General features: G+C 40.0%; 22 protein-coding genes and 1 pseudogene. 11 read left to right on the plus strand and 12 right to left on the minus strand.

Features of this window, described 5'->3' with window-relative positions; genetic code table 11:
• Positions 1–264: 264 nt before the first annotated feature.
• Entirely contained in the window at positions 265–1029 is a 765-nt protein-coding gene (locus AC27JL_RS15250) for a class II glutamine amidotransferase (RefSeq protein WP_008132190.1), read from the plus strand.
• A gap of 28 nt (positions 1030–1057) precedes the next feature.
• Here the strand turns inward: AC27JL_RS15250 and AC27JL_RS15255 are convergent, their stop codons facing one another.
• From AC27JL_RS15255 to cmoA, 5 genes are all read right to left on the minus strand, one after another.
• A complete protein-coding gene (locus tag AC27JL_RS15255) occupies positions 1058–1786 on the minus strand; it encodes a DUF3108 domain-containing protein (RefSeq protein ID WP_487195975.1) in 729 nt (242 codons plus the stop codon).
• Positions 1787–1802: 16 nt separating this feature from the next.
• Complete coding sequence (gene purN / locus AC27JL_RS15260; protein ID WP_006794043.1) at positions 1803–2450, minus strand: phosphoribosylglycinamide formyltransferase; 648 nt, start codon at positions 2448–2450, stop codon at positions 1803–1805.
• Complete coding sequence (gene purM, locus AC27JL_RS15265; protein ID WP_006794042.1) at positions 2450–3502, minus strand: phosphoribosylformylglycinamidine cyclo-ligase; 1053 nt, start codon at positions 3500–3502, stop codon at positions 2450–2452. The genes purN and purM overlap by 1 nt, the downstream gene beginning before the upstream one ends.
• Positions 3503–3693: 191 nt before the next feature.
• Positions 3694–4662, minus strand: a complete 969-nt coding sequence (gene cmoB / locus AC27JL_RS15270; RefSeq protein ID WP_305401683.1) for a tRNA 5-methoxyuridine(34)/uridine 5-oxyacetic acid(34) synthase CmoB — start codon at positions 4660–4662, stop codon at positions 3694–3696.
• 12 nt (positions 4663–4674) lie between these two features.
• Positions 4675–5400 carry a carboxy-S-adenosyl-L-methionine synthase CmoA gene (gene cmoA, locus AC27JL_RS15275; protein WP_487195976.1) on the minus strand — a complete coding sequence of 242 codons (726 nt, stop codon included), beginning with the start codon at positions 5398–5400 and terminating at the stop codon, positions 4675–4677.
• A 116-nt stretch (positions 5401–5516) separates the two neighbouring features.
• Between cmoA and AC27JL_RS15280 the strand changes: the two genes are divergently transcribed.
• On the plus strand, positions 5517–6203 hold the full coding sequence (locus AC27JL_RS15280) for a DUF3334 family protein (protein ID WP_006794039.1): 687 nt from the start codon (positions 5517–5519) through the stop codon (positions 6201–6203).
• A gap of 134 nt (positions 6204–6337) precedes the next feature.
• Here the strand turns inward: AC27JL_RS15280 and AC27JL_RS15285 are convergent, their stop codons facing one another.
• The 3 genes from AC27JL_RS15285 to AC27JL_RS15295 all read right to left on the minus strand — a co-directional run bounded on the left by AC27JL_RS15285 (position 6338) and on the right by AC27JL_RS15295 (position 8352).
• Positions 6338–6901: a hypothetical protein gene (locus AC27JL_RS15285; protein WP_487195977.1), complete on the minus strand. Its 564-nt coding sequence runs from the start codon at positions 6899–6901 to the stop codon at positions 6338–6340.
• Positions 6902–6976: 75 nt separating this feature from the next.
• Complete coding sequence (locus tag AC27JL_RS15290) at positions 6977–7474, minus strand: M48 metallopeptidase family protein (RefSeq protein ID WP_487195978.1); 498 nt, start codon at positions 7472–7474, stop codon at positions 6977–6979.
• 29 nt (positions 7475–7503) lie between these two features.
• Positions 7504–8352: a DUF72 domain-containing protein gene (locus AC27JL_RS15295; RefSeq protein WP_487195979.1), complete on the minus strand. Its 849-nt coding sequence runs from the start codon at positions 8350–8352 to the stop codon at positions 7504–7506.
• Positions 8353–8600: 248 nt separating this feature from the next.
• Here AC27JL_RS15295 and aspS point away from each other — a divergent pair, with 248 nt between their 5' ends.
• A complete protein-coding gene (gene aspS, locus AC27JL_RS15300) occupies positions 8601–10379 on the plus strand; it encodes an aspartate--tRNA ligase (protein WP_487195980.1) in 1779 nt (592 codons plus the stop codon).
• A gap of 114 nt (positions 10380–10493) precedes the next feature.
• Positions 10494–10724 (plus strand): hypothetical protein, encoded by a 231-nt coding sequence (locus tag AC27JL_RS15305; RefSeq protein WP_010557107.1) that lies wholly within the window; start codon positions 10494–10496, stop codon positions 10722–10724.
• A 96-nt stretch (positions 10725–10820) separates the two neighbouring features.
• Here the strand turns inward: AC27JL_RS15305 and AC27JL_RS15310 are convergent, their stop codons facing one another.
• Positions 10821–11144, minus strand: coding sequence for a hypothetical protein (locus AC27JL_RS15310; protein WP_006794033.1), 324 nt, complete (start codon positions 11142–11144; stop codon positions 10821–10823).
• Positions 11145–11366: 222 nt separating this feature from the next.
• On the opposite strand from AC27JL_RS15310, the gene AC27JL_RS15315 reads away from it, so the two are divergent.
• Positions 11367–12089, plus strand: a complete 723-nt coding sequence (locus AC27JL_RS15315; RefSeq protein ID WP_487195981.1) for an alpha/beta fold hydrolase — start codon at positions 11367–11369, stop codon at positions 12087–12089.
• 46 nt (positions 12090–12135) lie between these two features.
• The gene (locus AC27JL_RS15320) at positions 12136–14121 is read left to right on the plus strand and encodes a DUF2207 domain-containing protein (RefSeq protein ID WP_487195982.1); all 1986 of its coding nucleotides are present in this window, start codon (positions 12136–12138) and stop codon (positions 14119–14121) included.
• Between the two features lie 54 nt (positions 14122–14175).
• Here the strand turns inward: AC27JL_RS15320 and AC27JL_RS15325 are convergent.
• A pseudogene (locus tag AC27JL_RS15325) lies at positions 14176–14922 on the minus strand (alpha/beta hydrolase family protein); the annotation flags it as partial.
• A gap of 260 nt (positions 14923–15182) precedes the next feature.
• Here AC27JL_RS15325 and AC27JL_RS15330 point away from each other — a divergent pair.
• Together AC27JL_RS15330 and AC27JL_RS15335 are read left to right on the plus strand one after the other, a co-directional pair.
• On the plus strand, positions 15183–16022 hold the full coding sequence (locus AC27JL_RS15330) for an isopenicillin N synthase family dioxygenase (protein ID WP_006794030.1): 840 nt from the start codon (positions 15183–15185) through the stop codon (positions 16020–16022).
• A 195-nt stretch (positions 16023–16217) separates the two neighbouring features.
• Positions 16218–17615 (plus strand): DEAD/DEAH box helicase, encoded by a 1398-nt coding sequence (locus AC27JL_RS15335; protein WP_487195983.1) that lies wholly within the window; start codon positions 16218–16220, stop codon positions 17613–17615.
• A gap of 55 nt (positions 17616–17670) precedes the next feature.
• Here the strand turns inward: AC27JL_RS15335 and AC27JL_RS15340 are convergent, their stop codons facing one another.
• A complete protein-coding gene (locus AC27JL_RS15340; protein ID WP_487195984.1) occupies positions 17671–18414 on the minus strand; it encodes a DUF3307 domain-containing protein in 744 nt (247 codons plus the stop codon).
• The gene (locus AC27JL_RS15345) at positions 18414–19037 is read right to left on the minus strand and encodes a hypothetical protein (protein WP_487195985.1); all 624 of its coding nucleotides are present in this window, start codon (positions 19035–19037) and stop codon (positions 18414–18416) included. Before AC27JL_RS15345 ends, AC27JL_RS15340 begins: the two co-directional genes overlap by 1 nt.
• A gap of 147 nt (positions 19038–19184) precedes the next feature.
• Between AC27JL_RS15345 and AC27JL_RS15350 the strand changes: the two genes are divergently transcribed.
• The 3 genes from AC27JL_RS15350 (at position 19185) to AC27JL_RS15360 (ending at position 21951) form a co-directional block, all read left to right on the plus strand.
• Positions 19185–19688 (plus strand): LabA-like NYN domain-containing protein, encoded by a 504-nt coding sequence (locus AC27JL_RS15350; protein WP_243531053.1) that lies wholly within the window; start codon positions 19185–19187, stop codon positions 19686–19688.
• 151 nt (positions 19689–19839) lie between these two features.
• Entirely contained in the window at positions 19840–20760 is a 921-nt protein-coding gene (gene nudC / locus AC27JL_RS15355) for an NAD(+) diphosphatase (RefSeq protein ID WP_487195986.1), read from the plus strand.
• A gap of 9 nt (positions 20761–20769) precedes the next feature.
• A complete protein-coding gene (locus AC27JL_RS15360) occupies positions 20770–21951 on the plus strand; it encodes a cystathionine beta-lyase (protein WP_487195987.1) in 1182 nt (393 codons plus the stop codon).
• Positions 21952–22049: the final 98 nt, after the last annotated feature.

Consider the following 22049-nt stretch of genomic DNA (forward strand, 5'->3'; position numbering starts at 1 on the left):
AGCGCTAGTCAGCTCAAGTTTCAAGTAAATTAGCGTGTAAAATTATAGTAAAAAGTCAGAAGTTTTGCTTTACAAAATACCTTTTAAGGGGACGGATAGTGCTTTTTGCCATACACATTATGTTTTTTATTAATTCAGAGCGTTAAAAATTTATAATTCAGGTAGCCATAATGATTTTTTTAAGTAAATATGCAACTAATTTAGAAAATTTTTTTTGTAAAATGTACTGCTATTTATCCGTACTTTTTAAGGGCTTTTTTATAAATGTGTGAATTACTTGGTATGTCTGCCAATGTGCCTACTGATATATGTTTCAGTTTTGCAGGGCTATTAGAGCGTGGTGGTAATACGGGGCCACACAAAGATGGATGGGGTATTACGTTTTATGAGGGAAAAGGCTGTCGAACTTTTAAAGACCCAGAACCAAGCTACCAATCAGAAATTGCTAAGCTTGTTAAAGCCTATCCTATAAAAAGTGTGTCGGTTATTAGCCATATACGTCAAGGTAATCGCGGGCGAGTATGCCTTGAAAATACCCACCCGTTTACGCGTGAGCTGTGGGGGCGAGAAATAACCTATGCACACAATGGGCAGCTTTCAAACTATCACGATTTAAAACCCGAATATTATCGTCCAGTGGGTAACACTGACAGTGAACTCGCTTTTTGTTGGTTGCTTGATAAAATTCGTGAAAAATACCCTAAACGACCTTCTAATATGGCGTCTGTTTTTAGATACGCTGCCAAGCTTTCTCACACGCTGCGTGAAAAGGGCGTATTTAATATGTTGTTGACCGATGGCGTATTTGTTTTAGCGTACTGCACAAATAACTTACATTACATAACGCGCCGTGCGCCTTTTGGTAAAGCTACATTAATTGATGCCGATATGGTTGTTGATTTTCAAAAAGAGACAACCCCAAACGATGTGGTAACTGTCATTGCAACAAGGCCGCTTACTAACGACGAGCGTTGGCAGAAAATGGAGCCAGGAGAGTTTTCGTTATTTAAAATGGGTGAGCTTATATAGTTCACCCATTTTGCAAATAAATCGTTAGCTAGTTCGCTTGAAGGTTTTTAGTGTGCTCAGCTGTTGCGGTTGGGGCGGTCACAGTAAACGAGTTCATTTGAACTTCAAACTGCTCAGTCCCTTTTTCACCTTTCCACATGCGCACAAGCATGTAATCCATTTCAGGTGCAAACCAAGCGAGGGCTTGTCGCTTGTCGGTATCGTATAAACGTTTTACTTTAATTGCCTCTATGTTACCTATAGGCAAAGAAATCATCTCTGTGCCTACCACTTCAAAGTTATAATCCCGACGGTTACCTTTTTTATCAACAAGCGGAAACGAGAAGTTGGTTTCGCCTTTCTTTAACCCTTCACGAACCTGAACTTGATACGAAATGGCATCTTGAAAATCATCAGTCCACTCGCATTTTAGCGGGTACTCACTGTTACTGCTGGTAACAATTTCATTCTCTTTGTCAAAATCAATTTGATAGTTTTTATCAGGACCTGTTCCTTTACGTACCATTGAATAATGATCAGGAGACACCTTACCGTCTTTAAACGTAAATTTAGAGGTTTCTTTACGCGAGTCAGAAAAAATCATCCACTCAATGTCACTGTGGTAGGTTAATTCATAATTTTCATCATCAAGCTTTTTAAGAGAACGAACTGCCGTGCCGTGATTGCTGCCTTTACGCAAAATATCATACTTGGCTTCGTATTGAGTCAATTCGCCTGCAATAAGGCTTGTTGGAAGTAAAGCGCCCGCACATAGCATTAGGGCGCTTATTTTTTTATTGTGGGTAGTGCGCGCCGTGTGCAGGAAGTTGTTTTTTGTCAAGAACCGCATAATCTGCTTCCATAGTAAGTCTTTGTTCACTGAACCATTTGACCACCAAAGGATAAATTATATGCTCTTGTTCGTGCACGCGTTTTGCTAATGTGTCTGCTGTATCATCCTTGAGTACAGGTATTTGCGCTTGAAGAATGACCGGACCACCGTCTAATTCTTCAGTTACAAAGTGAACACTTACGCCATGAACATCGTCTTTTGCATCAATTGCTCTTTGGTGGGTATTCAGCCCCTGGTACTTAGGCAACAAAGATGGATGAATGTTCAACATTTTTCCAATATATTTTTGCACTAAGCTAGGTGTAAGAATACGCATAAACCCAGCTAATACAACTAGATTTGGTTCAAAAGAGTCAATAACGTTCATTAACTGCGCGTCGTAGGCCTCGCGCGAGTCAAAATCTTTATGACTGAGTACTTGCGTTGCAATGCCTGCATTTTTAGCTCGTTCTAGGCCATATGCGTCTGCTTTATTGCTAATAACAGCCGCAATATGTCCGTTTATCTCGCCACGTTCACAGGCATCAATGATGGCTTGTAAATTAGAGCCACTGCCTGAAATTAAAACTACTAGACGAGTAGGTGCCATTACTTAGCACCACCTACGATGTCTACTTGCTCTTCGCCTGGTGCCGCATCTTGGATTTCGCCAAGGTGCCAAGCGTTTTCACCTAAATCTTTAAGCATAGTTAAGCTTTGCTCAAGTTTATCGGCAGGAACAACCAAAACCATGCCTACACCACAGTTAAATGTGCGGTACATCTCATGCGTAGTAATGTTACCGTTTTCTTGTAACCAGTTAAAAACACTTGGCCACTGCCAACTGTCGCCTTTAACCACAGCTTTAGCTGATGCAGGTAATACGCGTGGAATATTTTCCCAAAAGCCACCGCCAGTAATGTGCGAAAGGGCATGCACGTCAACGTGCTTAAATAACTCAAGTAAAGGTTTAACGTAAATACGTGTAGGCTCTAATAAATGCTCGCCTAATGTTTTACCATCAATTACTTGATTGGTGTCGGCGTTAGATACCTCAAGTACTTTACGAATTAAAGAAAAACCATTTGAGTGTGGGCCACTAGAGGCAAGGGCAATAAGCTGATCGCCTGCAGCTACTTTAGTACCATCAATGATTTTTGATTTTTCAACCACACCGGTACAAAAGCCTGCCATGTCGTAGTCTTCACCATCATACATACCTGGCATTTCTGCTGTTTCGCCACCAATTAGGGCACAACCTGAAATTTCACACCCTTTACCAATACCTGTTACTACGTCGGCTGCTGTGTCTATGTCTAGTTTACCCGTTGCGTAGTAATCTAGAAAAAACAGGGGTTCAGCACCTTGAACAATTAAATCGTTTACACACATAGCTACTAGGTCAATACCTACGGTATCGTGCTTTTTAAGGTCAATTGCCATACGCAATTTAGTACCCACGCCATCAGTACCCGCTACTAATACAGGTTGTTTATAACCTTCAGGAATTTCGCAAAGTGCGCCAAAACCACCAATTCCGCCCATCACTTCAGGACGACGGGTTTTTTTAACTACGCCTTTAATACGCTCAACAAGTGCATTACCAGCGTCGATATCTACGCCCGCGTCTTTATAGCTAAGAGACTGTTTTTGTTCGCTCACAGGTTTTCCTCAAAATAGTTGTTTTGGGTTGCTTAGAAACGCGCGTATTTTACAACAATTGCATCTGCGCGGCTAGCGTAAATATAGGTTTGAAATAATTAACAAGGACACTTGTCCTCTGTTTGTTGTTTAAATAAACAAAAAAAACGCCCGTTGGCGTTTTTTTAGTATTAAAAGCGTTAAATTAACCGCTATGCTTTGGCGGTTAGTATCGCTCTAAGTGGAGCAGGGTAGCCTTCAATGGTTTTACTGGTGTCGGTTGGGTCTAAAAAATCAACTAACGATTCGTTTTCCATCCAATCGGTTTTGCGTTGTTCATCAAGCGTGGTCATTGCGCAATCTTTTATTTGCACATCTTTAAAGCCAACGCGCTCCATCCACAGTTTTAATGCAGCAGTACTTGGAATAAACCACACATTGCGCATTTTTGCGTAGCGGTCGGTAGGCACGAGTACTGTATTTTCGTCGCCTTCAATAACTAAGGTTTCAAGCACTAACTCGCCGCCCGGGCGAAGCTGCGCTTTTAACTGCGCTAAAAAATCAATTGGTGAACGACGATGATAAAGCACCCCCATTGAAAATACCGTATCAAAGGCTTTAAGCTCTGGCAGGGCTTCTACACCTAATGGTAATAAATGCACGTTTTCGTCGGGGTTGAAGTGTTTAATTGCCTGAAACTGGCACAAAAATAAGTCAGAAGGATCAATACCCACTACAAACTCGGCGCCTTCTCCGCGCATGCGCCATAAATGATAGCCAGAGCCACAACCAATATCTAACACTGTACGGCCTTTTAATGGCTCAATATGTGGAAGGAGGCGATCCCATTTCCAATCACTGCGCCATTCGGTGTTTATTTCAATACCGTGCACACTGAATGGGCCTTTTCGCCAAGGCATCATGCGCTTTAATAAGTGTGTAGTTTGCTTTTGTTGGCCTTCACTCATTTCCCCTGGTGCGCCAATTTCTACTTTAGTGGCTATATCAACGTGAGTTGTGTTTATTTCAGGCAAATTTTTAAGCACTTTTTGCCATTGTGGTAAATCACCATGGCTTGCCTCTAACTGCCAATGTTTTAATTGGGCAGGTAGCGTTTCTAGCCAGTGGCTAAGTGGGCTTTGTGCAATTGCAGCGTAAAATTGGTTAAACCATTGAGACATAAATTACTCTTTTTATTTAATTGCTACCATTGAGCAAAAATTAAAACATTGATACCACACTTGTGTTTGGCTAAAGCCAATATCACTTAACCTATTAATATGTGTGCTGAGTGTATCGGGGCGCATAACGTTTTCTATTGCTGTGCGCTTCTGGCTTATTTCAAGCTCAGAGTAGCCATTATGACGCTTAAAATCATGATGCAAGTCAATCAGTAAATTATCGCACTGCTCGTTTTCGGCTTTAATTTTTTCACTAAGTAGTAATACACCACCGGGCTTTAAGTTAGCGTAAATTTTTTCAAGCACAGCTTGGCGCTGTGCATGGGGTATAAACTGCAGTGTAAAGTTCATTGCTACAACCGATGCGTTTTGAATTTCAAGCTCGTTAATATCGCCAAGGGTAACAGTAACCGGCACGTCCGATTTAAACCCTTGTAAATGCACCTTACAACGCTTAACCATGGCTTGTGAGTTATCTACTGCAATAATGTTGCAATTATCGGTGCGAATATTACGGCGCATGCTCAGCGTAACCGCGCCCAATGAGCAGCCTAGGTCATACAAGTTAGAATTACTTTGAGCGTATTGGCCCGCTAATTTACCCATAGTGCTTACAATGGTGGCATAACCAGGCACTGATCGCTGAATCATATCAGGGAATACTTCAACCACATTTTGGTCAAAGCTGAAATCTTTTACTTGTTGCTCAGAGGCGTAAATACTGTCTTTTATGGTCACGAAGGCAGTCTCTTTAAAAATAATAAGGTTATTTTAACATTTTATGCTGGATAGTCAGTGATAAATTCAGTAGGTTGGCTAGAATTATGAATAATAAGTACAAAAGAGAACGTTAAATGAGCAAAAGTAAAGTTATTAGCACCGACGATATACTAGCAACGCTTTGTCACTCTGTGACAGGGGTACTTTCATCAGCAAGCGGTAACGAAATAAGTTACTCGGCCATGGTTCAAAAAATAACACGCACCTGCATGCGACCAGACATTGGTTGCTTTGTATTGTTTGATGGCGGCTTTACAGGGCTTGTTGTAACCAACTTTACATCGCAGGCTGCAATGGAAATCTACGGCGACTACATGCGCAACATGGGTATGCCAGAAGAAGAAATTGCACATAGTCACTTGTCAGACGATGTTTCAAACGTAATGGGCGAGTTAATGAACCAAATAGTAGGTGACTTTACTTCTAAGGTTCGCGAGCAATTACATACCTCTATTACGCAAAATCAGCCAAAAATGATGGCGATTAATAAACAAGTGCAAATTTCGGTAGATACCACAATGGATCGCCCACAAGCACGACGTGTTACTTTTACTACACGTAATCAAAATATTTTTTACCTAGAACTGGCAATGGATAAAACAGAGTTTATTAAACTACACGATTTTGACATTATTGAAGCCATTGACCCTGACGACATTATTGAAAACGAAGCAAAGCAAAAAGCTGAAAAAGCGCAGGCTAAAAAAGAGCCCGTGCAAGATGATGCCGATGACGACTTTATGGCTGAGTTAGGGCTTTAATGTTATGTAGGTTGGGTAGAGCGAAGCGAAACCCAATACGCTTTTGAGCTGTCAGTTTAAAGCTTTCAGCGATCAGTAGAAAAGTTACCAAAGAGAACGCGATGTTAAATCGCGTTTTTTATTTAAATGACTAGCTAATTGTGAAAGTCACATCGATTTCTAAAACGCTTACTTTTATTATCAGAAAGTGATTTTTCTATATGTTCAGCTCTTTGTAACATATCATTAAAGAACTTTTCCGTGGATATATTATTCCTAGGAGAAACAAAGTAGCTGCCTTGTAGCTGTAAAAGAAATTTGATTGAGTCCTCGAGAGCAATTGAATGTTCAACATTTTCAATATAGTTTCTATACATTTCCTCCATCTCTTTTTTTTGTTCTTTTGATTGTTCAAGCAATTTTTTATGTTTATCTATGTTTAAAGATGCAAAGTTAGGAAAAGAGACTTCTAATTTCGCACAGACTAAGCTGTGTTGGTCATATGCATCAGTAAGGTTATCAATCGATTTTGCAAATAAAGCTCTAATATTCATTTTTACTTCAGCTAATTTCATTCTTTCTTCATGTGCTCTAGATGCTTTTGCATTTGAAAGCATTTTAAAACTTAGATAGACAGCGAAGATACTTATGATTAAAAAAAGTAGTGGGTATATTTCAATCACAAATTCTAGAAAAAGTCCTAAATCTCTTAAACCCATTTTTAATTCCTTAAATTGTTTAGCACATAAAGTTGACTACTAACTCTTTTGGATAAGGTTGTATTTAATAGAGCCTTAGCCATAAGGATTCTCTCCCATCGCCACCACCACACAAAAAATCCGTAAGTCTAACTCTAGCTGGTGGTATTGTGGCTCCATGTGGCAACACAGCTTATAAAAGCTTTTGTTGTGGTCTTTTTCTTTAAAATGGGCTAGTTCGTGCACAACCAGCGCTTTTAATAATGGCTCGGGGGAGCGCAGTAAATCGCTGTTTATTGCTAAATCGTGTTTACGGGTTTTACCTTGCATACGGTAGGTGTGTGTACCCAATGCGTTAGTTACCATGTCGCCTTGTTTTTTAAACGCCGCGCGACCAAACGGTGGCGCATTTTTTAAATACTGCTTTTTAAGTTCTGTTGCGTAGCTGTAAAGCAGTTTGTCGCTAGTAATAGTATGTGCATCTGGGTATTTTTTAAGTAAGTAGTCACATACCTTATTGTTACTAATAAGACTTAATACTTGCTCAACAATATTTGCAGGGTAGCCTGTAAAGTAACGGGCGTATTCACTCATTTTTATGTCTCTATATTTTTGTTTTAATTTTAAAACAGGGCGTGCTGCTGCGCTTCTTTTTCGCCGCTGAACGGGTTGAGTACTGGGTGATTATACCCAAGATCTTTACAAAATTGACGTGCAAGTAGTGGCGACTCACGATTATCGGCTGTATGAAAAAACACATAAGGGGATTTACCCTCATCAAGCCATTGTTTTACTTTACTCAGCCACGGTTTATAAAAGGCTTGATAGTCGTTTTGTAAATCAGCGATTACAAATCGGGCCATAGGCTGCGAGCCAGTAGCTATTGCATGCACTGGTAAGTGAGGTTTTTTTTGTTGGGCGTCTATTAGCGCTTCGGTGGTTGGCTTTACTGCAAAAAGCGCTCGTGTATCCATTGAAATACGATTTATGTTATTAGCCATTAATAGTTGGTTGAGTGCTACCTCGGCTTCGCCTTTTTTGAAAAATTCAATATGACGAACCTCTATACCGTAAGTAAGTTCTTTGGGGAGCAAGCTGATAAATTGCGCCAGTTTGGGTAAATCGTTCGGGCCAAATGCTTTGGGTAATTGCAGCATTATTTGCCCTGTTTTTTCAAGTAAAGGAGCAAATAATGTAAGCCAGTCGGTAAGCTCTTTTTGCACGTTGCTAAGCGCTAGCTCGTGGCTAAAACGACGATGGAATTTAAAGGTAAATCTAAAATTGTCAGGTACGCTTTGCGCCCAGCGCAAAACAGTACTAGGTGATGGGTCGGCGTAAAAGCTGGTGTTACCTTCTACCGAATTAAAATGCTGTGCGTATTGGCTTAGCATGTCGGCGTTTTTACATTGGCTTGAAAATAAATTGCCTTTCCATGCACTGCTAGACCACTGAGGGCATCCAATATATAACATAAGAAATAGCTGATAAATTACATCGTGGCGCCAGTGTAGCAAATACCAACAGCGCCTGCTTTAAATTAACACCAACACACCAAACACGCCTAGCATCTTCAACCTACTTGGGTATAATGCAGGGCTTAATTTGAATATTCTTAGATTGCTTACGGCTTTATTTGAAGTGTGGTAGCTCTTTTTTAAATTATGCGCCTATAAAAACAAATAATTTTTACCGTTGAAGCCTTTTATCTGACAGGAAAACTATGCGCTCTATATACTGCGGACAGCTAAATAAAACTCACGTAGATCAAGAAGTTGAACTATGTGGCTGGATCAACAAACGACGTGACCTTGGTGGACTTATCTTTGTCGATTTACGCGATAGAGAAGGTTTAGTACAAGTTGTATTCGATCCAGAAGTTGAAGGACTCATGGATACAGCGAACAAGCTTCGCCAAGAATTTTGTGTTCAGTTAAAAGGGGTTGTACGTGCTCGCCCAGAAAGCCAAGTAAATAAAGACATGGCAACAGGCGAAGTGGAAATTTTAGGCACCGAGCTTACAATTATCAACCGCTCAGAGCCATTGCCGCTTGATTTTAACCAAACAAACTCTGAAGAGCGCCGCTTAAAGTACCGCTACTTAGACCTTCGTCGCTTAGAAATGAGCGACCGCATTAAATTACGTGCTAAAGCAAGCAGCTTTGTTCGTCGCTTTTTAGATGAAAACGGCTTTTTAGATATCGAAACACCGGTACTTACAAAAGCAACGCCAGAAGGTGCACGCGATTACTTAGTACCAAGCCGTGTGCATAAAGGCAGCTTTTACGCATTACCGCAATCGCCACAATTATTTAAACAATTGTTGATGATGTCAGGTTTTGACCGTTACTACCAAATTGTTAAATGTTTCCGTGATGAAGATTTACGTGCCGATCGCCAACCTGAATTTACTCAAATAGATTTAGAAACCTCGTTCATGAGCTCGGATCAAGTTCGTGGTATGACTGAAAAAATGATCCGTGAAATGTGGCAATCGTTACTCAACGTTGACTTAGGCGACTTCCCGATTATGCCTTACTCTGAGGCAATGAGCTTATATGGTTCTGATAAGCCAGACTTACGTAACCCAATGAAATTAGTAGACGTTGCTGATTTAGTAAAAGATGTTGAGTTTAAGGTATTCTCAGGCCCTGCAAACGACGAAAAAGGCCGTGTTGCTGTATTAACAGTACCTGGTGGCGCTAAGCTTTCGCGTAAGCAACTTGATGATTACACTAAGTTTATTGGTATTTACGGTGCTAAAGGCTTAGCATGGATGAAAGTAAACGACCGTGATGCAGGCGCTGAAGGCGTGCAATCGCCAATCGCTAAATTCTTAAACGAAGATGTGATCACACAGTTACTTGAGCGTACTAATGCACAAACTGGCGATATCATTCTATTCGGTGCAGATAAGCGCAACACAGTAAATGAAGCCATGGGTGCACTACGCCTTAAAATTGGTGTAGATCTAGAAATCACTAATCTTAACAGTTGGGCACCACTTTGGGTTGTAGACTTCCCAATGTTTGAAGAAGACGACGAAGGCACATTACACGCTGTGCACCATCCGTTCACTGCACCAAAAGATATTAGCGCAAGTGAGCTTGAAGCAAACCCTGCAGCGGCTATCTCAGATGCCTACGATATGGTATTAAACGGCTACGAGGTGGGCGGTGGCTCGGTACGTATACATAATGCAGATATGCAAGAAGCAGCATTTAGAATTTTAGGAATTGATGCACAAGAGCAACAAGACAAATTTGGCTTTTTACTTGATGCCCTTAAATACGGTACACCGCCACATGCAGGTTTAGCATTTGGTCTAGACCGTTTAGTTATGCTTTTATGCGGAACAGATAACATTCGTGACGTTATTGCTTTCCCTAAAACTACACAAGCGTCTTGTTTATTAACCGACGCGCCAAGTAAAGCGAACAATGATTCGTTAACTGAGCTTTCAATCAGTGTGGTAGAAAAATCAGCCGCTAGCGAAGAGTAATTTGAGCTGAGTTTACAGCATTGAATTTAAAACCCTTAAGTTGTTTGCTTAAGGGTTTTTTTGTGGTTAAATTTAGCGCAGATTATAATTTAACCACTATGAAAAGGAATTCCCATGTCAATTAATCTCACTTTATTTGGCGAGTTTTTAACATTTTTCATCTTATTTTGTATTCCTATTTTTGCGCTTATTAGCTACAAAATTGGCAAGCGAAAAAGCACCAGCCCAGGTGTTTTAGCTTTTGTAGGCGGGTGCTTAGCATTATTTCCATTATTTGGGCTTATTTATATTGCAGTGCTTGCGCTAAGAAAAGATTTGCCAGAGAGAGGCGACTACAGCCATTGATAATTGTGAAGAGGAAAGCGTTAAGTAAAAAGTGTAACTAAAACATTAGAAGCAAAGACGATGCCTAAGCTTCTAAACGTTACATGCGTTGTTTAATTATCGGCTAGGACCATTTTTATTGCGTGCACTGGCTAGTTGCCTAGCAATTGCTAGTAACGCCGGCGAAATATCGTCAGCGCCATTTTTAATTAAAGCAGTAACATCACCAGATGAAAACAGCCCATCACGCGGTGATTTAATTCCTAATTCACGAACAAAGTCCTTTGTTTTACCTGTACTGCCGGTTTCAATAAACTTAAATATAATCCGTTCATTGTTGTTTTTAGCGGGTGTTTTTAATGTGCTAATTTCATCATTAATTAAGGCTAACTTTTCTTCTAGAATTTCAATGCGCTGTTCAATGGTGCTGTATGATTTCATGTATTGGATCTTTTACTGAGTATATTGGAACAATTGCCTCTATTATCGCACAATTTTGCGTTTGCGGCTGTTAGTCTTTTTCAACATTTATTAACTTGCAATTTAAATGTAAATAAATTTGGTATAACCACACAGACTACTATTACTTTTAAGGCTGTCATTAATAGTATAAAACGCCTAAACTAACCCGCATTAATTATAATAAACAATACGTTAAGTAATATGCATAAAACACTTTTTTACCTCACACTTCTTTTCACATGTGTAAGCTCCTATGCCAGCGAAACATATATTACAGACATTAGCCGTGATCGTGAGATCCCAATTAGCATTTCGTTGCCAACAAATAACGTTAAATGCAGCAAACAAAATAAATGCCCAGTTGCCTTTATTAATGCAGGGTATGGTATGGGTCACAATAGCTATACTTTTGCCAGTGATGAATTTAACAAACAAGGCTATTTAGCCATTGCAGTGGGCCATGAACTAAAAACAGATCCTATGTTAAATGTGCATCCACCTTATATGGCAACTCGCATGGAGAACTGGCACCGCGGTGTGGTCACCCTTAAGTTTTTAGTCAATAAATTAGCAGCCAAATACACAGAGTATGATTTTTCAAAGCTCACTTTATTTGGTCATTCTAATGGTGGAGATATTTCAGCCTTGTATGCTGCAATGTATCCTGATGAAGTCAGTGATTTAATTACGCTTGATCATCGCCGCATGTTACTGCCTCGTAATAAAGATATTCGTGTACTTACCCTTAGAGGTATTGATTACCCGGCAGATGTCGGTGTGCTTTTAAGCGAAAAAGAGTTGAGTGAGTTTCCGGTTACTCAATTACGTATAGAAAAATCGCGCCATAACGATATGTATGATGGTGGTCCTGACTGGCTGGTAAACAAAATGAGAAAAACGATAAATGAATTTTTGATATATTAACTATCATCTTGGATGGATATATATTTTTAAAAGGAGTTAATAAACAATGAAGTATTTAGTGAAAGGAAACATCGTTTTTTTAATTTTTATTATGTCGATGTTTTATGTTAAGGCAAGTGAACCTGATTCGACAACTGGGTTGCATGTAATAATTGATATTAAATCAAATGGCGACCTTATTGTTACTGAGCAATTTGATATAAATGCTGGTGGTTATATATTTAAACACGGTATTTATAGGCGTATTCCATTATTACTTGAGGGTCAGTACGGTGGTAAATACTTAGCTGGTTTTAAAATGCTAGATGCTCAGTTAAACAATGCGCAAACACCTTACGAAGCCACTATCTCAAATGGAAAAGCAGTTATTAAAGTGGGTGATTCTGCAAAAAAATTGGAGCATGGGCCTGCTAAATTTGTTATTTCTTATCAGTTATCAAATGAAATTCGATTTTTTAAGCATTATGATGAGCTTTACTTTAATGCAATTCCTCACCATTGGGTAACAACAATAGAAAAATCAACGGTTGTTGTTAATCTACCAGAGCAATCAAAAGCATTAAAATGGAAAGCGTATACAGGCCAATACTCAGAGACCGCCCAAGATTATCTTGATGAAAACCCTAAGCCGAATCAGGTTAAATTTACTGCAATAAGTGAATTAGGTCGAGGTCAGGGAATGACCGTTGTTGTAGCCCTTCCAAAAGGCATAATAGATGAATCTTCGGTATCTTACTTTATATTTTTATTAGGTTGGTTAGAATGGGTTTTGCTAATCACGTTTGTAGTTACAGTGGGAAGCTTTGTTTATTGGTCATGGCGTAAGGTTGGGGTATACCCTGATGAAAGCATTATTGCCCCAGATGTAATGAATATTCCCAAAGAAGTTACTCCTGCAATCATTAATTACATATTAAATCACGCAGTAATCATAGGCAGCAGCACGGCAGAGTTGGTTGCAGCCAGCACTAACTTGGCTATTAAAGGCTATCTGGATATATCGTATGAATCTCATCCATGCGATAGTGCTATTAAAGAAGGCTCTTACTATACCCACATATTAACACTATCGCTCAAGGATAGTCTCACTGACACTTCTTTACCAAAAAGTGAGCAGTGCATTCTTGATTGGGTAATAAAGCAGGGAGGTAGCTATCAAATTTCTCGTAAAAATAGAAAACTAAATAAAAAACTTCTTAGCCAGTTCTCTGGTGCGTTAAGTAAAGACTTAAAATCGACAAGTATTTTTACATGGAATATTAAATACACTTTATTAACATTAGCACTGTCGTGTTTTTTTGTTGGCTTACAATTATTATTGGGGGTTTCAGATTGGAGTGACATTTTTTATGGCCCTCTTGTTTTGCTTGTCACTTTTCCTGTTGCGATATTATGGTTGGGTATTTACGAGAGTTTATTCGAGGAAAAAGATGAGAATAATGAGCCACAGTGGGAAAAGAAGGGCTTAATGGTATGTGTTACATGGCTCCCTTGGATGTGGTTTTTATGTAGTTTTTTACCTTTGTTATCGATATCTGTGGCTTTTTTACTGCTGTTTTTCCTAACAGCATTAACTTTGAATCGTGGACCTACTCAATACGGCAAGCCATTACTCTCAAGCGCAAAGCAAATAAAAGAATACATATCAGCTAAAAAAAAGCCTGAAGAGGATAATTTGCTTACTATAGCCGTATATGAGCAACTTCTACCTTATGCGGTTTCGCTTGAGTTACAAGATGAGTGGTCGGAGCGATTTGATGATGCGCTGAGGCTTAAAAGAGCACAATTTAGAAAACTGAAAAAACGTCAAAAAATAAAAGTATCTGAATCTCTTAACCCATATAGATATAAATCTACATGGTTCTTAGGTAATTTTTCAGACCAGACAGAGTTCCTTAGCTGTATAGACAGTATGAGTTACTCAGCCCTAGGGGCTTCAGCGGTTGCATCCTCTATGTCCAGTTCAGGCTTTTCCGGTGGTGGTGGTTTCTCCGGAGGTGGTGGTGGAGGTGGTGGAGGCGGAGGTTGGTAAAATGACTGCCTAGATACTTTAGAAAATACCTAGGCTAAAAGTGAACATGACTTACTCAACATACCTATTAGCCCAGGTCGCAATTATACTGGCTGCGTAGTCGGCATCGTTTTTATTAGTCAGTAAATGATCGGCGTTATCTAGACTTATAAAGCTTTTTGGGTGCTTAGCGGATGCGTAAATTTTTTCAGCTTCAGTAATGTTTACGGTTGTATCAACCGGTGAGTGCATGACTAATAAAGCGCGTTTAAGTTTACTTATGTGGCTTTTATCGTATTTAGCTATATCGTCTATAAATTGCTTTTTAATGGTAAATTCACGGCCAGCTAAACTCACTTTTGCTTCGCCAGCTGCGTTTATTTCATCTAAATGGGCTTCAAAATTATGTGCTACATGTTGGGCATCTGACGGTGCGCCAATGGTTGTAATAGCTGTCACCTCAGGAATATATTGTGCAGCAGCAAGCACTGCGGCACCCCCTAAACTGTGACCAATGAGTAATTGCGGTGCTTTAAAGTGCGCTCGTAAATGATCAGCAGCAGATACTAAGTCTTGAATGTTCGATGAAAAGTTACTGTTTGCAAAGTCGCCATCGCTGTTGCCTAGGCCGGTAAAATCGAAACGAAGTACAGCGATTCCTTGCTGTGTTAAAGCACGACTAATACGTGTTGCTGCTGCAATGTCTTTACCGCAGGTAAAACAATGGGCAAAGAGGGCATAAAATTTTACTTCACCATCGGGGAGTTCAAGTTGTCCGGCAAGTTCTAAATTACCACTTTTAAAAGATACTTTTTGTCGCATGGGTCGCCTTTTTGAACAAATAAAATACGTTGTAATACTAGACCATACATATGCATCAATGTGTGCAAATTCAATCGCTTTTATTTATTGATCTTGATCAACGCACCCTTTGATGGGGGCGCTTTGCGGACATATGTCCTTATGTTTTTGGGGCTGTTTGTCTATCCTCGCATGGCGCTATAATGAAGTCCTTGCTACTTTATATACATAAAAGTACTTGAAGTACCTAACTTCAAATAACCTATTCACTGGAACGTACAATGCAATTACCTACTGTTGATTATAAAGCTCCCGATGCGGCTGCACAATTTGTTGAATCGTTAAGAAATACTGGATTTGGTGTTTTAAAAAATCACCCAATTCCACAGTCTTTAGTTGAGTCTATTTACAAAAACTGGCAAGACTTTTTTAACTCAGAGCAAAAGCACGACTTTTTATACTCTAAAGAAACACAAGACGGTTACTTTCCGCCTTCTGTGTCTGAAGTAGCTAAAGGCTTTACCGTTAAAGACATAAAAGAGTACTTTCATGTTTATCCAAAAGGGCGTGTACCTGCCGAACTTGAAGCTGATGTACGTGAGTACTACCGCTTAGCAAACGAGTTTGCTGCAACACTTTTAAGCTGGGTTCAAGCTGAGGCGCCTGCCGATGTGCGTGCTAAGTTTTCGATTGATCTAAAAGACATGATTGCAGACTCTGATCAAACATTGCTACGTATTCTACATTACCCACCAATGACAGGTGATGAAGAGCCAGGCGCAATTCGCGCAGCTGCACATGGCGATATAAACTTACTAACTGTATTACCAGCGTCAAACGAGCCGGGCTTACAAGTTCAAAAAACAGACGGCGGTTGGTTAGATGTACCATGTGATTTTGGTAGCTTAATTATTAACATTGGCGATATGCTGCAAGAAGCATCTGGCGGTTATTTCCCGTCTACTATTCACCGAGTTATTAATCCAACGGGCAAAGCGTCAACTAAGTCGCGTATTTCATTACCGTTGTTTTTACACCCGCGCCCAGATGTTGTACTTTCAGAGCGTTACACCGCAGATAGCTACTTGCAAGAACGTTTACGCGAGCTAGGTGTTAAGTAATACCTGAGCTTAATTAAGCCTTAATTTAGGTTTCTAAGCATTTACAAAAAACGGCTTTTAGCCGTTTTTTGCGTTTTAAGCTTAGTAATATATGGCTTCAATTGAGTGCAAAGTAAATAATGGCATGCATTCTAGCTCACGACAGGTATAATGCGCGCAACTGGCCGTTTTGGCCTTATTTAAAAGAGAGTTTATATGAGTTTTGAAGGTCTAGGTTTATCACAGTCTTTAGTTAATGCGGTTTTAGAAAAGGGCTATGAAACGCCAACGCCAATTCAGGCTCAAGCAATTCCTGCAATTATAGAGCGTCGCGATGTAATGGCGGCAGCACAAACTGGCACAGGTAAAACTGCGGGTTTTACGCTTCCACTTATCGAACGTTTATCTACGGGTCCAAAAGCAAAAAGTAACCATGTACGTGCGCTTATTTTAGCGCCTACCCGTGAACTTGCACTTCAGGTAAGTGAAAACGTTGAAGAGTACGCTAAGCATTCAAATGTGAGTTCGTTTGTAGTGTATGGTGGGGTTAAAATTAACCCGCAAATGCAGCGCCTTCGTAAAGGTGTCGATATTTTAGTGGCAACGCCTGGGCGTTTAATTGATTTACATAATCAAAATGCCGTTAAGTTTGATAGCGTAGAAGTGCTCGTTTTAGATGAAGCCGACCGCATGCTCGACATGGGGTTTATTCACGACATTAAACGCCTTATTGCTAAAATGCCTGCTAAGCGCCAAAACCTCATGTTTTCGGCAACGTTTTCAGATGATATTCGAGCGTTAGCTAAAGGATTAATAAACGATCCGGTTGAAATTTCAGTCGCTGCAAAAAACACCACAGCTAAAAGTGTAACGCAAAGCGTTTACGCGGTAGATAAAGGCCGTAAAACAGCTTTACTAAGTCATTTAATTCGTAGTAACGATTGGCAGCAAGTTTTAGTATTTAGCCGCACTAAGCACGGTGCAAACCGATTGGTTAAACAACTTGAGCGCGACGATATCGCAGGCGCAGCTATTCATGGTAATAAATCGCAAGGCGCACGTGTAAAAGCGTTAGATGGTTTTAAAAGTGGCGAAGTACGTGTACTTGTAGCCACTGATATTGTGGCACGTGGCCTTGATATTGTTGAGCTTCCGCATGTTGTTAACTACGACTTACCAAATGTGTATGAAGATTATGTTCACCGTATTGGCCGTACAGGACGTGCGGGTGCATCGGGCCATGCAATTTCGTTTGTTACAGTTGATGATGCAGTCGATTTATACGGTATTGAACGCTTTATTGGTGAGCTTATTCCTCGTGCTGAAGAAGAGGGCTTTGAACCAGTAAACCCAGTAGCAGAACGCGCATTAGACGCACGCCCATTACCTGCTAAAAAGCCAAAGAAAAAGCAACCTTTTAACAAGCCTAAATCTGATAGCAGTAAGCCAAATAGTAAAAAGCCAAATAATGGCGGCAACGGTACTGGCCCTCGTCGTGGTGGCTCTAAAAAGCCTGCCGCTAAAAAAGATGATAACGCACAAAACCCTTGGGCAAAGCGCCAGTCGGTAGGCGGAAACGGTCAGCGCCGTCGCCGTCCAAATAATAATGACTAATTAGGTTTAGTTAGTTTTAATACAAACGCGCTTACTTTAAACGGTAGCGCGTTTTTTAATGTATTAAATACTTTACCATTAAACCTACAAACAAAGTCACACTTACGCTAAGTAGTGTGCCTAACATTACGTATTCAGTGAGCTTTTTATCTTTACTGGCGCTTAAATCGCCAAACCTAAAGACCGACTTAGCCGCTAATAAAAATCCAACACCCGCAAATTGATCGAGTAAAATAAAGCTCAGCATTAACACGCGCTCCAACATGCCAATACTTTGCCCTGCAAGTACTAAGCTGCCTTTACTGCTAAAGTTACCCGTTAAACGCTCTAGCATCATTCTAATAAATACTGCACTTGGGCTTAAAATAATTAAATAACCGCACACAACCCACAACACATTTGGGTTAGTGACAAGTGAATATAGGGTGTCTAAAAAGTGTGTATTATCGCTCAGCCATACGCTTAAGTAGATTATTACGGCTATGTGGGCAAATTGATCCATTAAAAAGGGCACGACACCTTTGCTTGAGTAAGATTTGGCTATATCAATTGCGTAATGACTAAGCATAATAACGGCGGTTGCTATTACAACACTGCTAATTTGTTGCCAGCCATAAGTGTATTCCCACGCGCTAATAATTATTGCGCTAGTGACCCCATGAACCAATACATGAAAATACAGTTTAGTTGCCTTGAAGTGGCGGGAGTTTCTGTCGTTAACCCAGCTCATAGGTTGCCAGTAAAAATCAGCCAATAAATGGCCAATAATTAGGGCTACGAGTAAAAGCGAAAAAGCCATTAGCATCTCCCTTGATTTATATTTTTTATAATGTTGCTCGCATGCTCTAAAAATCGTTCGATAAGTTGGTAATGGGCTAAATTAAGTAGCTTAGTTACGTTTTCTCTGCTGGTTTTAAGATCTTTTGCTAAAGCTGCATGGCTATTATCTGTACTGGTTAAATAGGCGTACAAAGCATTGGCTTGTTTTTGGGTTATTTTAGTTAGGAGTACATCAGCAAAGGCTAAATTAAGGTTTAAACTTTCATGGATGTTTTGAGGAGGCGTATTAAATAAAAACCGTTGATTGGCTATTTTATCAAGGCCATGACCCGAAAGAGTAAATGCTGAACCTGTAGCTGTTTTTATATCATTGCGCGGGTTATCTATTTCCCCAATAGCCATACTTTGTCTGACTTCGTACCCTGATGCCTTCAAATATAAATAAATTAAAACGGCATGCTTAAACAAATACTCAGGGTCATTAATTTGTAATTGAAAAGAGTCGCCTCGATAAATATTCCAAAGTGTACTCTCGCCCGATATACAACGTAAACTTTGCTCTAGCTCATAAAGCATGGCATCGTATTGCTGTTTAGGAATAGTTTGCGATTTAATAATATCGCCGCTGATCACACCAATCATAACAATCCAAATTAGTTACTTTTTTAAATGTAACCAAAAATGGTTACATAGCGTTATGTAACTAATTTAGGTTACTTAAAAGCAAATAGCAAGGTACACTGAGTTTAAATTATTTGGCTATGGCTATTATTCTAACTAGGGCATTACATGACTTCATTTAACTCGCAGCAAAACATTAAACCGCGTGTAGGTATATTTGTTGACGTACAAAATATTTATTACACGTGTAGAGAAAGCTATAGCAAAAACTTTGATTACAATGCTTTTTGGCGAGTTATCCAGGAGCAGTACGAAATAGATTGTGCGTTTGCTTACGCTATTTATCGTGGAGATGAAAAGCAAAATCAGTTTCAAAATATTTTGAGAGCGATTGGGTTTGAGGTAAAACTAAAGCCGTTTATTCAGCGCCGAGATGGCAGTGCAAAAGGCGACTGGGATGTAGGCATAACGATAGATATGTTAGAGCATGGAAAAAATCTCGATAAAGTAATTTTACTCTCTGGCGATGGCGATTTTGCACTGTTACTTGGGCATTTAAAAAATCAATATAATGTGCCGTGTGATGTTTATGGAGCAGATAAGTTAACCGCTGAAGTACTCAAACAAAGTGCGGAGCAGTTTCATTTGATTGATGATAGTTTATTACTTTAAAGCTTAAAAAAAGAGGCTAAGTGTCTGCAACATGAGAGTTTTTAATACAGAGCCTATATAGTTTAATATAGGCTTTATTGTTGCTGTAATAAATTGGGTTTGCTCGTCGGTTATGTTAATTTTAAGCGATAACGAGTAATTAAGGATTTACATGCTCAACTACAGTGATATGCCACTTGATAGATGCTCCAATGTGCGAAAAGACCCAATATGGCTCAAAGGTCAATTGTCGTCGCAAAGCGTGTGGCTTTTGGTAAAAAACAACGAGACATTATTTATTAAAAATACGCCTCAAATAAAGTTTTTACCGTACGAGAAAATTGCACAGCTAAACTTAACCAATGCGCTATTTTTAGGCTTAAACACCACACAACAGGGGGTGTTTGCCCTCGATGTATCAACTATTGATGACACAACACTTACCCCCATAATAAGTGGCGCAGAGTTTATGGACATTCGTAAACAGGGCCCACTTGTTGATATAAAAGAGGGCTCGATTGCTGCACTTGCCCGCGGGCTTTGTTATTGGCATGCAACTCATCGTTTTTGTGGGCGCTGTGGCAGTAAAAACCACTTAGTTGAAGCGGGACATTCTCGTTTATGTGTAAACGAGCGCTGTAAACACCCCACCTTTCCTCGTACCGATCCTGCGGTAATTATGGTTGTAACTAAAACGTTTGATGATGGCATTGAGCGATGTTTGCTTGGCCGCCAAGCAATGTGGCCCACGGGAATGTATTCGTCATTAGCCGGCTTTGTAGACCCAGGTGAAACTTTAGAGCAAGCTGTTGCCCGTGAGGTAAAAGAAGAGGCAGGGATTGACGTTGATGATGTAACCTATGTGGCGTCTCAGCCATGGCCATTTCCTTCATCTATTATGCTTGGCTTTTTTGCAAAGGCAACCTCTGAGCAAATTAACGTAGATAAAGATGAGCTTGATGATGCTAGGTGGTTTAGCCGTGAAGATTTGGCAAACTTTGGTAATTGGCATGACGAAGGAGATCATTTAAAACTTCCTCGTACTGATTCTATTTCTCGCTATTTAATTGAACATTGGCGTACTAATCCATAAGGAATAACCATGTCGAGTAACAGTAATAAAAATACTCAGCTTGTGTCATCTGGGCGCAAAAAAGCTTACACCCATGGTGTAGTAAACCCCGTTGTGCAGCGCGCATCAACGGTGGTATTTGATTCGGTTGCAGAACTTAAAGAAGCGGCGAAGAAGCGTGGCGATAAAACCCTTTTTTATGGGCGTCGTGGCACAACCACCCATTTTGCATTACAAGAAGCAATTACCGATTTAGAAGGCGGTGAAGGGTGTGCACTTTATCCGTGCGGGGCTGCTGCAATTAGCCAAGCGTTATTGTCGTTTTTAAAAAGTGGCGACCATATTTTAATGGTTGATAATGCGTATGAGCCTACTCGCGATTTTTGCGATAAAATTTTAGCAGGCCTAGGTATTACCACTACTTATTATCCGCCAACAGTTGGTGCAGGCATAAAAGATTATATTAAGCCAAATACCAAGGTGTTATTTTTAGAATCGCCAGGCTCCATAACGATGGAAATTCAAGACGTCCCTGCGATGGTAAACGTAGCCAAAGAACATAATGTAATGACCATGCTGGATAATACCTATGGAAACGGTCTTCATTACCGTCCGCTAGAACATGGCGTAGATATTAGTATTCAAGCGGCAACAAAGTACATTGTTGGCCATTCGGATGTAATGATGGGGGTTGCAGTGGCTAATAAAAAATATTGGCCAACGCTGCGCGAGCATTCTTACTTATTAGGCCAGTGTACAAGTGCTGACGATGCATACTTAGCACTGCGCGGTTTACGCACGATGAGCGTGCGTTTAAATCAGCATGAAAAGGCGGCGATAGAGGTGGCAAAATGGCTTGAGCAACATGAGTTAGTTGATCATATTCGCCATCCTGCATTTGAAAGCTGCCCTGGGCATGCGTTTTTTAAGCGCGATTTTGATGGCAGTAATGGGTTGTTTTCAATAGTTATGAAAACAGGGAATCAAAAAGCGATAGATGCATTTTTAGATAGCCTTCAGCATTTTAAAATGGGTTTTTCGTGGGGTGGCTTTGAAAGTTTAGTTACCGCTAACTTAACAATGAAAGGACTGCGTTCAACCACCGGGTGGGATTTAGGACCGGTTATTAGATTGCATATTGGCCTTGAAGATATCGACGACTTGTTAGCCGATTTAAGCCAAGCGCTTGAGGTATACAAGCAGCATTTATAATTACGCGCTAGTTACATTTTAATGGTTTGTTACAAAGCTCACTCTTCGTGGGCTTTTTTTTGCTGGTAATTCAAGGTGTTTACACTTAGGGTAGTTAT

Source organism: Pseudoalteromonas sp. 4NS20-0020 (assembly GCF_057554385.1).

Excerpts from the sequence above, each read along its gene's own strand:
- AC27JL_RS15250 (WP_008132190.1), top strand. The coding sequence starts at position 265 with ATGTGTGAATTACTTGGTATGTCTGCCAATGTGCCTACTGATATATGT.
- AC27JL_RS15255 (WP_487195975.1), bottom strand. The coding sequence starts at position 1,786 with ATGCTATGTGCGGGCGCTTTACTTCCAACAAGCCTTATTGCAGGCGAA.
- purN (WP_006794043.1), bottom strand. The coding sequence starts at position 2,450 with ATGGCACCTACTCGTCTAGTAGTTTTAATTTCAGGCAGTGGCTCTAAT.
- cmoB (WP_305401683.1), bottom strand. The coding sequence starts at position 4,662 with ATGTCTCAATGGTTTAACCAATTTTACGCTGCAATTGCACAAAGCCCA.
- AC27JL_RS15280 (WP_006794039.1), top strand. The coding sequence starts at position 5,517 with ATGAGCAAAAGTAAAGTTATTAGCACCGACGATATACTAGCAACGCTT.
- AC27JL_RS15285 (WP_487195977.1), bottom strand. The coding sequence starts at position 6,901 with ATGGGTTTAAGAGATTTAGGACTTTTTCTAGAATTTGTGATTGAAATA.
- AC27JL_RS15290 (WP_487195978.1), bottom strand. The coding sequence starts at position 7,474 with ATGAGTGAATACGCCCGTTACTTTACAGGCTACCCTGCAAATATTGTT.
- AC27JL_RS15295 (WP_487195979.1), bottom strand. The coding sequence starts at position 8,352 with ATGTTATATATTGGATGCCCTCAGTGGTCTAGCAGTGCATGGAAAGGC.
- aspS (WP_487195980.1), top strand. The coding sequence starts at position 8,601 with ATGCGCTCTATATACTGCGGACAGCTAAATAAAACTCACGTAGATCAA.
- AC27JL_RS15305 (WP_010557107.1), top strand. The coding sequence starts at position 10,494 with ATGTCAATTAATCTCACTTTATTTGGCGAGTTTTTAACATTTTTCATC.
- AC27JL_RS15310 (WP_006794033.1), bottom strand. The coding sequence starts at position 11,144 with ATGAAATCATACAGCACCATTGAACAGCGCATTGAAATTCTAGAAGAA.
- AC27JL_RS15315 (WP_487195981.1), top strand. The coding sequence starts at position 11,367 with ATGCATAAAACACTTTTTTACCTCACACTTCTTTTCACATGTGTAAGC.
- AC27JL_RS15320 (WP_487195982.1), top strand. The coding sequence starts at position 12,136 with ATGAAGTATTTAGTGAAAGGAAACATCGTTTTTTTAATTTTTATTATG.
- AC27JL_RS15330 (WP_006794030.1), top strand. The coding sequence starts at position 15,183 with ATGCAATTACCTACTGTTGATTATAAAGCTCCCGATGCGGCTGCACAA.
- AC27JL_RS15335 (WP_487195983.1), top strand. The coding sequence starts at position 16,218 with ATGAGTTTTGAAGGTCTAGGTTTATCACAGTCTTTAGTTAATGCGGTT.
- AC27JL_RS15340 (WP_487195984.1), bottom strand. The coding sequence starts at position 18,414 with ATGGCTTTTTCGCTTTTACTCGTAGCCCTAATTATTGGCCATTTATTG.
- AC27JL_RS15345 (WP_487195985.1), bottom strand. The coding sequence starts at position 19,037 with ATGATTGGTGTGATCAGCGGCGATATTATTAAATCGCAAACTATTCCT.
- AC27JL_RS15350 (WP_243531053.1), top strand. The coding sequence starts at position 19,185 with ATGACTTCATTTAACTCGCAGCAAAACATTAAACCGCGTGTAGGTATA.
- nudC (WP_487195986.1), top strand. The coding sequence starts at position 19,840 with ATGCTCAACTACAGTGATATGCCACTTGATAGATGCTCCAATGTGCGA.
- AC27JL_RS15360 (WP_487195987.1), top strand. The coding sequence starts at position 20,770 with ATGTCGAGTAACAGTAATAAAAATACTCAGCTTGTGTCATCTGGGCGC.